Genomic DNA, 13,593 nt, shown 5'->3' with positions numbered 1-13,593 from the left:
TATGACCCAGCGCCTCGCCGCGCTGCCCGCAGAGCGTCGCGCGCGATTCCTTGCCCGGCTGAGGAAGCACGCGGAAACCGTGGCGGGACGCGGCCCGACGTCGCGCGGTGATATAGGTCCGACGCCGCTGTCGCACGCGCAGCAGACCCTGCGGTTCTTCGACCCTCCGGCGTCGGACAGCCCTGCCTCCGGCACTCCGCTGTGCCTGCGTCTGCGGGGCGGACTGGACGCGGACGCGTTGCGTTCGGCGCTGGCCGCAGTCGTGGCCAGGCACGAGGCGTTGCGCACCGCGATCGTGGAGCGCGAGGGCGGCCCAATGCAGGTTGTCGCCACCGAGGTCCCGGTCGAGCTGCCGGTGGTCGAAGTGGAAGGCGGCGACCACGAGCGGCGTTTGGCCGCGGCGCGGGCACTGGTCGAGCGACAGGTCGCCGAACCGTTCGACCTGAGCCGGACGCCAATGTGGCGCGCGGTGCTGTTCAGGGTGGCGCCGGACGACCACCTGTTCCTGCTCGACGTACCCACCCTCGTCTGCGACTCCTGGTCGCGCGGGGTGCTGACGCGTGAACTCGGGGAGTTCTACCGGTCGTCGCGCGACGGCGACGCACCACGGTTGCCCGACCTTCCCGTGCAGTACCCGGACTACGCGGTGTGGCAGCGCGACCGGCTCGGCAGCGGCCACCTGGAGAGGCTCACCGCATACTGGCGGGACAGGCTGGCAGGCGTCGAGGTACTGGAGTTCCCGACTGACCGGCCGCGGGGTGAGGCACGGACCTTCGCGGGCGGCAGCGCCCGCTTCACCGTCGGACATGAGGCCCTGGAGCGGGCGGGGGAACTGGCCCGGCAGGAGGGCGCGAGCCCGTTCGACGTCCTCGTCGCCGCGTTCTTCACGCTGCTGCACCGGTACTCAGGCCTGGACGACCTGGTGATCGGCTCGCCGGAAGCGAACCGGCGGCACGATGCCGTGTCGTCGGTGATCGGCCTCTTCACCGACCTGCGGGTGCTGCGCGCAGACGTCTCCGGCGACCCGACCTTTCGCGAGCTGGTCCACCGGGTCGGGCGCGTGTCGTCCGCCGCGTACAAGCAGGGCGGCCTGCCGTTCGATAGGCTGGTCAACGCGGTGGATCCGCTTGTCGACCCGTCGCGCTCACCGCTCTTCCAGATCGTGTTCGGCGTGGAGAACGCGGGCGCCACGGTCGGCCTGCTCGGCATCGCCACCTCGCACGAGGAGGTCCGGACCGCCACCTCCCGGTTCGACATGAGCTGGAACCTGACGGAGCAGGCGGCCCCCGGCGCCGACGCACTCCTTGCCATCGATTTCAACACCGACCTGTTCGACGCCGAGAGCATCGCCAGGTTCGCCCGGCACTACGACGGGCTGCTGCACACCCTGACCGCAGCCCCGGACGCCCCGTTGTCCGCCGCCGAGGTGCTGAGCCCGGCGGACAGGGAGTTCCTGGCCGAGGTCGGCAGGGGACCGATGCGGCCGATACGCGAATCCACAGTCGTGGCGGAGTTCGAAGCGCGCGTCCAGGAGTCCCCGGACAGCGTGGCGGTCGTCGTCGCCGGTGTCGAGACCAGCTACTTCGAGCTCAATGCCCGGGCGAACCGGCTCGCCGCCCTGCTGCGCGAGCGCGGCGTCGAGCCGGGCACGCGGGTCGGCCTGTGTCTGCGCAGGAACGTCGACGTGCCGACCGCGATCCTCGCGGTGCTCAAGACCGGCGCGGCCTATGTGCCGCTCGACACTGCGCATCCCTCCGGGCGGGTCGCGGAGATCGCCGCCGACGCGGGTGTGCGGGTGGTGATCGCACACGCCGAGGCCGGCAGGACCGTGAGCGAGGTCGACGCGCCCGTCGTGACGCTGGACGACGTCCGCGGGGAACTGGCGGCACTGCCCGACCACAACCCCCCGCTCGCGGCGCAGCCCGGCGACGTCGCGTACGTCATCTACACCTCCGGCAGCACCGGCAAGCCGAAGGGTGTACTGCTCGAGCACCGCGGCGTGGTCAACTTCATCGACTCCACGCAGGACCTGTTCGACCTGACACCGGCCGACCGGGTGCTCGGGTTCGCTTCGGTGACCTTCGACGTCTCCGTGTTCGAGACGTTCTCGGCGCTGCTGACCGGAGCCCGCCTGTGCCTGGCGACCGACGACGAACGGCTGTCCGTCGACCGGCTCCAGTCTCTGATGGAACAGGCCGGCATCACCGTCATCGACCTGCCTCCGACCGTGATGCCGCTGCTGGTGCCCGAGAAGTTCACTGGCCTGCGGATCGCGTTCGTCGGCGGCGAGGCGTTCAGCGGTGAGCTGGTGAACCGGTGGAACCCGGGCAGGCGGCTGTTCAACGGCTACGGGCCGACCGAGTGCACGGTGACGATGATCGTGGAGGAGTGCCCGGGCACCTGGGACGCCTCACCGCCGATCGGCCTGCCCATGACCAACCATGTGGCGCACGTGCTCGACCGCGACCTGCGCCGGGTGCCGATCGGTGTGCCGGGTGAACTGGTCATCGGCGGTGGCGGGTTGGCGCGCGGCTACCTCAACCGGGACGAGCTGACGGCCGAGAAGTTCATCGCCGACCCGTTCGGCACCGCGCCCGGCCGGCGGCTGTACCGGACCGGAGACCTGGTGAAACGGCTGGCCGACGGACGGCTTGTCTTCCTCGGCCGGATCGACCAGCAGGTCAAGATCCGCGGACTGCGGATCGAGCTGGGCGAGGTGGAGTCGGCGTTGACCGGCTTCGACGGAATCGGGCCGGTCAGCGTACGGGCGTGGACCGACGACAACGGGGACAAGCACCTGGTCGGCTACCTGACCGGGGTCAGCGAGCAGCAGGTACCGGCGGTGCGCGAGCATCTGGGCACGCTCCTGCCGTCGTACATGATCCCGTCGTACTTCGTGGTCCTCGACGAGCTTGCGCTCACCAGCAGCGGCAAGGTCGACTGGCGCAGGCTGCCAGCGCCGGACCTGAGCCGTGCGGGCGAGGGGCACAGCGACGAGTCGCTCACCGCGACGGAACGCAGGCTGCTGCGCGACGTGCTCGCTCCCCTGCTGCGCGACGACCGGATCGGCGTGCACGACGACTTCTTCCTGGCAGGCGGCAACAGTCTCCAGGCCGTTCAGCTGATGTCGGCGATCAACCGCAGGTTCGGGGTGGAGATCACGCTCGGCGACTTCTTCGTCTCGCCCACCGTCGCCCACCTGGCCACCACCATCGACACCGTCCGCGCCGCACGGCGCGATGACGACGGCGATCCGCTCGATGCGCTGGAGAGCCTGTGCGGGCAGGAAGCCGCCCGGACCGCCGCGCCGGGTGATGACCGGGCACCGGTGGTGATGCGTGCGTCGGGCCCGGCGCAGGCGATCCTGCTGCACCCGTCGGGCGGTGCACTGTTCTGCTACATACCGCTGGCCAGGGCACTGCGCGAGGACATCGGCGTGACCGGTTTCGCCGCCGATCCACGCGACGCCGCCATGGCTCCGCAGGACGGGATCGCGGCGACCGCCGCCAGGATCGCGCAGTCCCTGATCGAGACCGGCCTGCCGGAGCCGTGCTGCCTGGCCGGCTGGTCCTACGGCGGTGTGCTCGCCTTCGAGGTCGCCCGGCAGATCGAGCAGAAGACCGGAGAACGGCCGCCGGTGGTCCTGCTGGACGCCGCCTACGACGAGGACTCCGTCCCCCTCGACGAGGCGACGGTGCGGCAGCGGTTCGTGCACGATGTCGCCAGACTGACGGGGCGCGACGGCCCTCAGGTGCGCGCGGTTCTCGGCGACCCGGCCGTCGGCATGGCCGACGTCAGGCAGACGCTGACGCGCCTCGGCGTCGAACTGGAGCTCACCGACCAGGAGTTGACCTCCCGCTTCGAGACGTTCCGATCCTGCGCCCTGTCCATGCAGGCATACCGCCCGCCGGGTCCGTACGGCGGGCGGGTCACCGTGCTCACCGCCTCACCTCACATCGCCGTGGAAGAGCAGTGGCGGACGGTGTGCACGGGCCCGTTCCGGGCCGAAAACGTGCCCGGCGACCACTACACCCTTTTCACAGAACCGGCGTTGAGCCGGGTCGTCGCGGCGATCGAAGAGACGCTCGCCACTTGAGGAGACGTACATGCGGTTCGGATTCACCGAGGATCAACAACGGTTCCGGGCGGACGTGCGGAAGGCACTGCGCTCCGCCGAGGTGCGTGCCGCGGCGGCGGAGGCCACCGGCGCAAACGGCGTCGAGCCGGACGCGCGTCCGCTCTACCGTCTGCTCGGCAAGCTGGGCCTGCTTGCCGTGCACTGGCCCGTCAAGTTCGGCGGAGAGGGCCGCCCGCTGACCGATGCCGCGATCGTCGCCGAGGAACTGGTGCGCGCGGGAGTGCCGGACACGTTCCACGTCAACACCATCCAGATCGTCGGCCAGTTCCTGCTGCTGGCGGGCAGCGACGAGCAGAAGCGCCGGTACCTGCCCGCGCTGGCCCGCGGTGAGAGTTTCGCCTCGGTGCTCTACACCGAGCCGGACGCGGGGTCGGATCTCGGTGCGCTGCGGGCCGTGGCCGAACCCGACGGCGACGGTTACCGGATCACCGGCACGAAGGTGTTCAGCCTCAAGACACGGTTTGTCGACCTCGGGCTGTGCGCGGCCCGTACGACGCCGGGTGCCGGGAAGTACCAGGGAATCAGTCTGTTCCTGGTCGACATGGGCGCCCCTGGTGTGACGGTGTCGGTGATACCCGGCGTCGGCGACGAGCACTTCCACCGTGTGGACCTCGACTCGGTTCCGGTGTCGGGCGACGACCTCCTCGGTCCGCGCGACGAGGGGTGGCCGCTGCTCAACGAGGCACTGGCCATCGAACGCACCGGCCTCGACTACCACCTCAAGGCGGAGCACTGGCTCGAGGCCGCGCTGGACGCACTGATCGACGACGCCCCCGACTCTCCGCACGACGACCGCCTCGAGCAGATCGGTCGCTGGTACGGCACGCTGACGGCCGACCACGTCCTCGCCTGGGAAGTCCTCACCGGCCTTGCGTCGGACCAGGTCGATCAGGTCTCGACGGCCGTCGCCAAGTACCACAGCAGCGAACTCGCCCAGAGCATCGCGGCGTGGGCTGCCTACATCCCGAGCCCCGAGCAGCGGGCGAACCGCACCAAAGCGGCTGTGACCCTGGACTCCGCCTACCGGGAGGCACCGGGGCTCACGCTTTCGGCAGGAACCTCCGAGGTGATGCTCCAGATCATGGCCGCCGCGTTCGACTCCATCGGACAGGAAGAGCACTGACATGGACCTCACCCCCGATCCGCTCGTCATCCAGTTGCGCAAGGCATTGCGTACGGGTCTGGCCGGCGTCCCCGCCCGGATCGAGCTGCACGGCGCGCCGGTGACCGACGGAGCCTCGGGCCCTGCACGGGCGGTGCTCGACGAACTGGGTGCGGCCGACTTCGAACGGCCGGCCTCCTCCGGCGGCCTCGGCCTCGGGCTGACGGCCGGAGTGCTCGTCAGCGAGGAACTCGGCCGCGCGGCATGCGGCAACTCCTACCGGGCCGACGCGATGGCAGCCGACATGGGCGGTCCGGCAGGCGCGGCACTGACCGGACTGGAAGCACTGCCGGTCGGCAACGGGGTCACCGCGACCCCGCGAGCGGGCGGCTGGGAGCTGACCGGCACGGTCACGGTTGACGATGTGGGCCCCGGGCTGCTTCTGGTGGCCACCAGGACAGGCGACGAGCCCGTGCTCGTCGCAGTGCCACGCGATGCGACCGGCATCGGCGTGGAGGCCGGGTGCTGGCCGCCGGTCGTCCGGTTCGAGGCCACGCCGGTCACCGCGGCGAACGTGGTCGGGACTCTGGCCGACTCTCCTACCGGTCCGCTCACGCGGGCACGGCTGCGGCAGGCCGCCTACCTGCTGGGCATCGCCGACGGCGCGCACCGGATCGCGGTGGAATACGCCGGTTTCCGGCGGCAGTTCGGCACCAGGCTGCGCGATCTGCCCGCAGTCTCGTTCCCGTTGGCGCGAGCCATGGTGGCGTTGCGCGCAACAAGGGCAGCAGTGTACCGGGGGGCGTGGTTGGTCGACTCTGAGCCTGACGCCGTCGGCACCGCGCCGGTCATGGCGCTGGCGATGGCCGCTGAGACCGCGCGCGACGTGGTGCGGCTGAGCATGCAGAGCTGCGGGGTGCGCGCGATGACAGCAGAACTGGGCCTGCACCGGTACTTCCGACTAGCTGCGGCCGAGTCCGCCCGGTACGGCGATCCCGTCGCGCTGTGGCGGACGGTCGGCGCCGACCGCATTCGAACGGCGAGGCGCGCCGCAGCCGGCACAGAGCCTCCGGTCGCGGCGACGGCCCGGCCGTGAGGGTCAGCTCGCGCGCAGGCCCACCGGCAACGCGACGCTCTCGTCGCCGAAGGGCTGTCCGGCCGAGTGGATGAGCCCGGTCCGGTAGGCCAGTGACACGAGTTCGGCACGGTCGCGGACGCCGAGCTTGGTGCGCACGCGGTAGAGATGGGTACGGACCGTGGCCTCGGCGATGATCAGTTCCCGGGCCACCTCCTCGGTGGACATGCCCTGCGCCACCATCCGGGTCACTTCCCGTTCCCGCGAGGTCAGTTCGGTCACCTCCGGGCACAGCACGGTCTCCTGGGGCTCCGGCAGCGCACGGAACCAGGTGACCAGGCGCTGCGCGATGTTCGGCGCGAGCATGGTCTGCCCGGCGGCTGCCGCCTGGATCGCGGTGATCAGCTCCTGCGGGCTCGCGTCCTTGCCGAGCAGGCAGCTCACGCCGGTATGCAGCACGTCGCTCACCGTCTTGTCCGCGTCGGACTCGGTGAACACGACGACGTTGGGCGGCTCGTCCTCCTTGCCGAGTCTGCGGATCATCTCAAGGCCGGAGATGGTCTGGAGGTTCAGATCCGTGACCACGACATCGGGCCGCATGGTGCGCACAAGAACGATGGCTTCCATGCCGTTGTGGGTCGTGCCGATCACGTCGATGTCCGGCACCGCGTCGAGGAGGGTCTTGAGACCGTCCGCGATAACGGGCAACTGATCACAGATGAGCACCCGAATGGTCATTGTGTTCCCCCTCGAAAAGGATTAGGTAGAAGCCTCGCTGTCATGAACGGGATCGCGGCGCGCGGATATCGCGAGGCTCACCCCGGAAGGCACCTGTTCGGCCTCATCGACGTGACGTGCATCAACGCGTGTGATGCGAGGGCAGACCGGACGCGGGGCCACCGCCTGATGCGGTGTCGACTCTCAACAGTGGCTCTTCCGGGTGGCTGGACTGGTAGGCCACAACCACTGGTTGCGGCCCACCGGCTCAGCCGTTGCCGTTATTGTCACCCGTCTCCAGAAGGACCACATTTGTCAGAGAAGCGGAGGCGACGATGGGCTGCCGGACCGTCTCCGGCGCGTCGGAGGAGGCCGTGGCCCCTCCCAGAAGTGCCCCGAGAGCGATGGCGGAGGCGGCGGCGACAGGGGCGAAGCGCATGAGTGAACTCCTTTGGAAAGGAAGACCTTTTCGACTCCGCTGATACTCCCGGCCTGTCCTCCCCGCCCGTTCCCCTCTGGACACCCGCCCGATCCCCGCGTCGGGGGCCGCCCAACTCGCAGGACTCACCGTGCGGTCTCCGGCACTTTCATGAGGGAGAACAGATCGCCCGCCGCCGAGCGGTGCTGCTGGGCCACCCGCGCATGTCCCTGGGCCTCAGCGGTACGGGCGAGGCCCCACAACGCGCACGCCTCGTCGTAGCGCAACTCCATGCGGCAGGCAATCTCGTGGGCCAGAAGCTGCTGAGCCTGCGCGGTGTCCAGGTCCCCCTGCGCGTACAGCACACGCCCGACCGAGAGGTGCACGGTGGCACGGTGAATGTCATCGGTGTTGCTGGTGGCCTTGGCGAGTGCGTGGCCGGCACTGTCCGCCGCCGCCTCCAGCTCACCCAGGCGCACCAGCACGTCGGCTCTGCGGGCGAGTACCAGCGCCAACACGGAGGGCATGTTCATGCGCTGGCACCGCTCCAGCGCCGCGTCGGCCCGGGCGAGCGCCTCCTCGAAGCGGCCCAGCCCCTCCATCGCCTGGGAGAGATTACTCAGCGCGTCCACGGAGAGCTGAATCTCCTTGATCGAGTCGAAGATGACCACCGCCCGCTCCGCCGACTCCGCCGCTTCCTCGAACCGTCCCAGCCGCACCTGGATCAGGCTCAGCGTGCTCAACGACGAGCCGTCGAGCCGAGTGAAGCCGAGTTCCTGCGCGCACGCGTTGGCCTCCTGGCACAGCCGCAGCGCGCGTTCCAGCTCCCCCATGCTGTTGTACGCCTGGCCCAGCCGGGCCCGGCACTCCGCCTCGCTATGCACGTCCTCCATCAGCTGGGACAGCTCGACGGCTTCCTCCAGTCGGGCGACCGCGTCGCGCAACTGGCCCAGCCGCCACTTGCCCATGGCCAGATTCATCAGGTTCAGCCGGGTCAAAGCCTGGTCCCCGAGCTGTTGCGACGCGCTGACACCCTTCTCCAGCGCCACGTTGGCGCTGGCGTCGTAGCCGCGGATGCTGGAGTGGAAGCCCAACTCACGCGGCAGCCGCGCGGCGTGCCATAGCAGTCCTCCGTGGTAGGCGGTGTCCACCGCTGCCAGCAGACTGTCGCGGTGTTGGTCGAGCCACTGGAGCGCCTTGTCCTTGCGGTCAAACTCGGCGCGCGCCCGGCCTGTTTCGTCATGTTTCCCGAAACGGCGCCGTCCGGGAAACAGCGTGTCACACGCGGCTTCCGCCGTGTTCAGATAGTGGTCCAGCAGTCGCCGCACCGCCTCCCCGTCCTCCGGCGCCCTCTGATCCTGCGCGACCCGCTGCACGAAGCTGCGCACAAGATCGTGCAACGCGTACACGCCCGGCTCTCTGGCCTCCAGCAGCCGTACATCGACCAGTTCTTCCAGTACGTCCTCGGCCGTCAGGACGTCCGTGTCCAACAGTGCGGCGGCTTCTTCGGTATCCAGATAGCGTCCGGGGTGGTGTCCCAGAAGCCGGAAGGCCGTGCGCTGGTCCGGGGGCATGGACTGGTACGACAGGAGCAGCGCGCCCGCGACGCCCCTGCCCTCGCTGGTGAGTTCGTCCAGTCGCCGGTCATGGTCGCGCAGTCGTTCAACGAGTCGCTGGACAGTCCATTGTGGACGGTTCGCCAACCGGGCGGCGGCAATCCTGACCGCCAGCGGGAGTCCTCCGCACAGCCGCAGCAGCTCACGGGCCGCGTCCGGCTCTCTCTCGACGCGTTCGACACCGAGGGTGTTGCGCAGGAGTTGGTGGCTGTCCAGCTCCGGAAGGGCGCCCACGGAGAGCCACTCGGCTCCGTCCAGTCCGGTCAGTCGCGGACGGCTGGTGATCAGGACCAGGCTGTCGGAGGCGGCGGGGATCAGCGCCCGAACCTGCTCGGAGGCGGCGGCGTTGTCCAGGACCAGCACCATGCGACGACCTCGCATGTAGGACTGCCACAGCGCGGCGCGTCCCGCTGGCACCGTGGGTATCTCCTCGCTGGGTATGCCGGCGGCGGCGAGCAGGTCTCCCTGTGCGTGGAACACGCTGAGCGGTGTCTGGCCCGGTGTGAAACCGTGCAGGTCGATGAAGAGACTGCCGTTGGGATACTGCTCAGCCAGTTGATGGGCGGCGCGGATGGCCAGGGCCGTCTTGCCGCCGCCGCCCATGCCGTCGAGGGCCAGGACCGTCGGTGACCCCACCGGGGCACGTCTGACCGCATCGCAGATCCAATGCAGCTCGGAGCTGCGGCCCGAGAAGTCGGGCACGTCGAACGGCAGCGCGTGCGGGGCTTTGGTCACCTGCTGCGGGACACGGGACGCGGAGCGTTTCGGACGAGTGAGCGACGAGTCCTGGCGCAGGATACGTTCATGCAGTCCGGTCAGCTCCACGCCAGGGTCAATGCCCAGTTCGTGCGCGAGATGGTCGCGCACGCGGACGAACTCGTCGAGCGCGGCGGCTTGTTGCCCGGAGTGGTAGAGGGCGAGCATCAGCCGGCTGCGCAGCGTCTCGCGCAGTGGATGCTCGTCCACGAGGACCCGCAGTTCACCCGTGATCTCGGCGGCCTCGCCCGCGTCGATGCACAGTTCGTAGAGCTGCTCGGCGGCAGTAAGCCGTTGCTCCTCCAGGGCCGTCGAGGCAGCATCGACCACACGGCCTCCGGAACCGGCCAGCACCGGTCCTCGCCATAGCGCCAGCGCCTCACGCAACTGTGCGGCGGCCCGCTGTGCTTCCCCCGCGTCCAGTGATTCCCTGGCCTGTCGTAACAGCGTCTGGTACTGCAGCAGGTCGAGTTGCTCGGTGTCGATGACCGCGCGGTATCCGGGCCCGTCGGTGACGATGATGTCGGGGCCGTGCGGAATGCGGCTGCGCAGCTTGGCCACCGTCTTGCGCACCTGGTGCTCGGCACTGTCCGGCGGTTCGTCGTTCCAGGCTGCCATCACCAGCCGGGAGACGGGAACGACGCGCCCGGCCTCGAGGAGCAGCGTCACGAGGACACGTCGTTGCAGATCCCCGTTGACAGGTATGAGAGCGCTGCCGCTGCGGACCTCCAGAGATCCCAGGACGACGAATTCCGGTTGTGCATTTGTGACGTCTTCAGCATGTCTCGATGTCACGTCCCGCACCCTGAGCTCCCCCGTCAGCAATGAGATGGGACACAATCTAGCGAGGGTAGATCATTTCACGGAGAAACAGCAGTAGGCATGTTCACACCAAGTCCCGTCCTCGCGCCTAGCTCACTTCAGAAGGAGAACGCAACTGCGCGGCGCGCGTCATCGGTCGGCCGACCGGATATAGGTGACAAGATCTCGTCGCGCCTTGGCGATCCGTTCGCGGGTGAGCTCCGGCGTGTCACCCTCGACGACCACATAGGCGCGACGGGCACGTGGGTCACCGACGGGAGAGATCCAGTCACCGACAGTGTACGGGAAGCGGGCTCCGCGAACCCATGGGGTCACGGCGATGTCCTCCGTGCCGGTGTACGTCTCCAGTCGCCCCTCGGGCAGCAGGAAGAAACCGACCTCCGCGTACCGGGAAGCGCTCGGCACGGCCGGGCGGCTTCCCAGGAGACCCGTGAAGACCGCTGCCTCCAGGTCGAACCCGCACGCGATCTCGACGAGCAGGGGGATACGGTCGGCGCCAAGGTGCGCTCGGCAGGACACGATCCGCGGCCCGTGGGGCAGCAACGCCACCTGCGTGTGGGCCGGGCCGGAACGGTATCCGCTCGCCGTCAGCCGCTCCTCGACCGCCGCTCCGATGATCTTTTGTTCGTCGGCGGTCAACGGCGCCGGATGGAGGTAGCCCGTCACGAGGAAGTGTGGTGGCCCCGTGGTGCGTTGAGCCGTCATCCCCACGACGTGGTGAGTCCCGTTCACGGTCAGCGTCTCGACGCTCACCCTGGGAGCCTCCGCAGGGGCCCAGTCGTCCCCTGCCCAGACCTGGAGCCGTTCGTACACCGCCGGCGGGTTCGGAGACAGCCCCAGCTGCCACGCCTCCCGGACCACCGGCAGGACGGAGCCGCCGTGTCCGCAGTGCAACACGGTGTCGATGCCATGGCGCCGCGCGGTCCGCGCGATGACTTCGCGCAGTCCGGTCTCGTCGGTGAAATCGGTGAGCAGCAGCTCCTCGGAGACCTCTTCGACGGACGGCGCGAAGTTGGCCTCAAGCTGCGACGGATCCCATACTGACCAGATATGAAGCCCCAACTCGGCTCCCTTTCGCGCGAGTTGGTGGCTCGGCATCACCAGGAGCACTCTGAACTGCGAGCTTCTTGGGGAGTATGCACACATACACGTCACTGTGTAGTGCGGTCTTCCCTCCCTGGTCCCCTTCTCTTCCCTTGCCGGGCGACCTCGGCCGGCGACGATCACGATCTTCAGTCCGTTGTCGGTGGAAGCGTGGCCGAGGGTCGGGGCCAGCGGCGGGTAAGCGAGATGCGTAGCCGTGGCGGAGGAATGTCAACGTAATGCGTCCTGGCGGCTGAACCTGTCGCGGACGCGCAGGGCGCCGGGGTGTCCGTAGCGTCCGTCGTACTCGCCGACACGGTCGGCGCAAGTCGCCCCGATACCACCGGTGATGACACGCCGATCGATATGCGGAACCTGGCGGTGAGATGTCCGAAAACCAGTGGAACAGTACCGCTGCTTATCCCTACCGTACTGCCGAGTCAAGTCGTCTAGTCAGAAACATGCCGTTGTACACCCCGTGAGACATCCCGAGAGCTGATTTATCGCGCGTCACGCATGTGCGCCGCGCTTCTTTTTGCTGCGGATTTCTCACCGAAACAGGGGTGCTTCTGTGCTCGAAAACTGGATGGTCGAACCCGTCTGTCTGCCGCTCATTCGGCGTCGTTGCCACGTGTGCGCGTCCGACCGCTTCCGGACAAGCGGTAAATTTCGTGTCAACGCGAACCACAAACTCATCGACGTCTGGCTCCTCGCGCTCTGTACCGCTTGCGGGGACACTGCGAAGCTCACGGTCCTGGAGCGGATGAACGTGCGCTCCGTACGACCCGAACTGCTGGACCGGCTGCATGACAACGATCCTGGCCTGGCAGCTGAGTTGCTCCAGGATCCGATCGTGCGGCGTCGCAATCGCATCGCCCTCGACTGGGACAACGCCTGGCGCCTCGACACAGGCGGATCGGATCACCTGGGCCGCGAGGTGGTCGATGTCTCGGTCCGCTTCGCGGCGCGGATCCCTGTCCGGCCGGTGCGACTGATCGCTGAAGGTTGCGGTCTTTCGCGGGCCGAGGTCGAGAAACTGGTCACGGAAGGGAATCTCGTTTCGGCGGTCCGACTGAGCAGCAAGCTCTCCGGCGACTTCGCCTTCACGCTCAAGCGCTGAGCCCCTCATCGGGACCTGAGGTGAAGTTCCATGGTGAGGCGGTCGTTGACTTCAGACCGAGTCGCTCCGTCGGGAAGAAGAACGGATGCGGCGAAGGTGGAGTCCGCCTGGAACTGCGGCGGAACGCCCTCCCGGGAAGCGCGAGTTGTGAAGTCGCCCGCCTGCGTACAAGTGAGGGCGGGCCAGCTCTGTACACCGTCATGGTGGAAGACCGGTGTGTGAACGCTGGGCAAGCCGGACAATGACGCGGTGGGCCATGGAGTTCTACCGGGCAGGGTGAGGATGCGGAACGGGGAGAAGCGGATCGCCGTGCTGGAGGAACTCGACGAGCGTCAGCACGCGGCTGGGCACCACTGGGTCGTGGATAAGGAGGGGCACGCCCCTTTCCGACGCGGTGTGGAAGCGGTGGTTGGAGAAGGGCTGGCGGAGTTGGCCGATCGCGAGACACGCGCGGAACTCTCCGCTTACGCGGCTCGTCCCGTGCACTGGACAGCGCGACTTACGGGACACGGCCGCGACGTCCTGGTGTTCGCGCGTAGCCGGGCGCTGGCTGAGCCGGAGGTCTACTGCCCGGCGCCCGGTGAGCAGTTGGTGGAGCTGCGGCCCGCGCAGATGGTCGCCCTACGGGTTTTCGTCGCGCTGGCCGACGAGTTGGCGACCCCGCCCGCCGAGGGACTCGCCGAACAGGTCCGCAGCGCACACTTCACCCCCACGGACAAGCGGTGGCGGCTGCACCTGACTTAGGA

The 13,593-nt window shown here is 68.7% G+C and carries 9 protein-coding genes; 5 read left to right on the top strand and 4 right to left on the bottom strand.

Translation table 11 applies throughout. The annotated features are described in order from the left end of the window. Position 1: 1 nt before the first annotated feature. From ACFWP5_RS04155 to ACFWP5_RS04145, 3 genes are read left to right on the top strand one after another with little or no spacing between them, the layout of a single operon-like run. On the top strand, positions 2 to 4,096 hold the full coding sequence (locus ACFWP5_RS04155; RefSeq protein WP_384150081.1) for an amino acid adenylation domain-containing protein: 4,095 nt from the start codon (positions 2 to 4) through the stop codon (positions 4,094 to 4,096). Positions 4,097 to 4,106: 10 nt separating this feature from the next. Then, a complete protein-coding gene (locus ACFWP5_RS04150) occupies positions 4,107 to 5,261 on the top strand; it encodes an acyl-CoA dehydrogenase family protein (protein WP_384149846.1) in 1,155 nt (384 codons plus the stop codon). 1 nt (position 5,262) lies between these two features. Beyond that, positions 5,263 to 6,336: an acyl-CoA dehydrogenase family protein gene (locus tag ACFWP5_RS04145; protein WP_384149843.1), complete on the top strand. Its 1,074-nt coding sequence runs from the start codon at positions 5,263 to 5,265 to the stop codon at positions 6,334 to 6,336. A gap of 3 nt (positions 6,337 to 6,339) precedes the next feature. Here the strand turns inward: ACFWP5_RS04145 and ACFWP5_RS04140 are convergent, their stop codons facing one another. The 4 genes from ACFWP5_RS04140 to ACFWP5_RS04125 all read right to left on the bottom strand — a co-directional run bounded on the left by ACFWP5_RS04140 (position 6,340) and on the right by ACFWP5_RS04125 (position 11,742). Continuing rightward, entirely contained in the window at positions 6,340 to 7,053 is a 714-nt protein-coding gene (locus tag ACFWP5_RS04140; RefSeq protein WP_384149840.1) for a response regulator, read from the bottom strand. A gap of 247 nt (positions 7,054 to 7,300) precedes the next feature. Continuing rightward, positions 7,301 to 7,471, bottom strand: a complete 171-nt coding sequence (locus ACFWP5_RS04135) for a hypothetical protein (protein ID WP_384149837.1) — start codon at positions 7,469 to 7,471, stop codon at positions 7,301 to 7,303. 125 nt (positions 7,472 to 7,596) lie between these two features. Further along, complete coding sequence (locus ACFWP5_RS04130; RefSeq protein ID WP_384149834.1) at positions 7,597 to 10,491, bottom strand: BTAD domain-containing putative transcriptional regulator; 2,895 nt, start codon at positions 10,489 to 10,491, stop codon at positions 7,597 to 7,599. 282 nt (positions 10,492 to 10,773) lie between these two features. Continuing rightward, positions 10,774 to 11,742, bottom strand: coding sequence for a phosphoribosylglycinamide synthetase (locus ACFWP5_RS04125; RefSeq protein WP_384150078.1), 969 nt, complete (start codon positions 11,740 to 11,742; stop codon positions 10,774 to 10,776). A gap of 556 nt (positions 11,743 to 12,298) precedes the next feature. Between ACFWP5_RS04125 and ACFWP5_RS04120 the strand changes: the two genes are divergently transcribed. Continuing rightward, complete coding sequence (locus tag ACFWP5_RS04120; RefSeq protein ID WP_384149831.1) at positions 12,299 to 12,847, top strand: DUF1062 domain-containing protein; 549 nt, start codon at positions 12,299 to 12,301, stop codon at positions 12,845 to 12,847. Positions 12,848 to 13,123: 276 nt separating this feature from the next. Further along, positions 13,124 to 13,591, top strand: a complete 468-nt coding sequence (locus ACFWP5_RS04115) for a hypothetical protein (RefSeq protein WP_384149828.1) — start codon at positions 13,124 to 13,126, stop codon at positions 13,589 to 13,591. Positions 13,592 to 13,593 lie beyond the last annotated feature (2 nt).

It is taken from the genome of Streptomyces sp. NPDC058469 (assembly GCF_042721125.1).
Classification (GTDB): Bacteria; Actinomycetota; Actinomycetes; order Streptomycetales; family Streptomycetaceae; genus Streptomyces.
The sequence above is the reverse complement of the archived record's forward strand: the minus strand, read 5'-3'. Positions and strand labels throughout refer to the sequence as shown.

Bases quoted from the DNA above. Each gene is read 5' to 3' on its own strand.
- ACFWP5_RS04140 (WP_384149840.1), bottom strand. From the start codon at position 7,053: ATGACCATTCGGGTGCTCATCTGTGATCAGTTGCCCGTTATCGCGGAC.
- ACFWP5_RS04135 (WP_384149837.1), bottom strand. From the start codon at position 7,471: ATGCGCTTCGCCCCTGTCGCCGCCGCCTCCGCCATCGCTCTCGGGGCA.
- ACFWP5_RS04125 (WP_384150078.1), bottom strand. From the start codon at position 11,742: ATGCCGAGCCACCAACTCGCGCGAAAGGGAGCCGAGTTGGGGCTTCAT.
- ACFWP5_RS04155 (WP_384150081.1), top strand. From the start codon at position 2: ATGACCCAGCGCCTCGCCGCGCTGCCCGCAGAGCGTCGCGCGCGATTC.
- ACFWP5_RS04145 (WP_384149843.1), top strand. From the start codon at position 5,263: ATGGACCTCACCCCCGATCCGCTCGTCATCCAGTTGCGCAAGGCATTG.
- ACFWP5_RS04150 (WP_384149846.1), top strand. From the start codon at position 4,107: ATGCGGTTCGGATTCACCGAGGATCAACAACGGTTCCGGGCGGACGTG.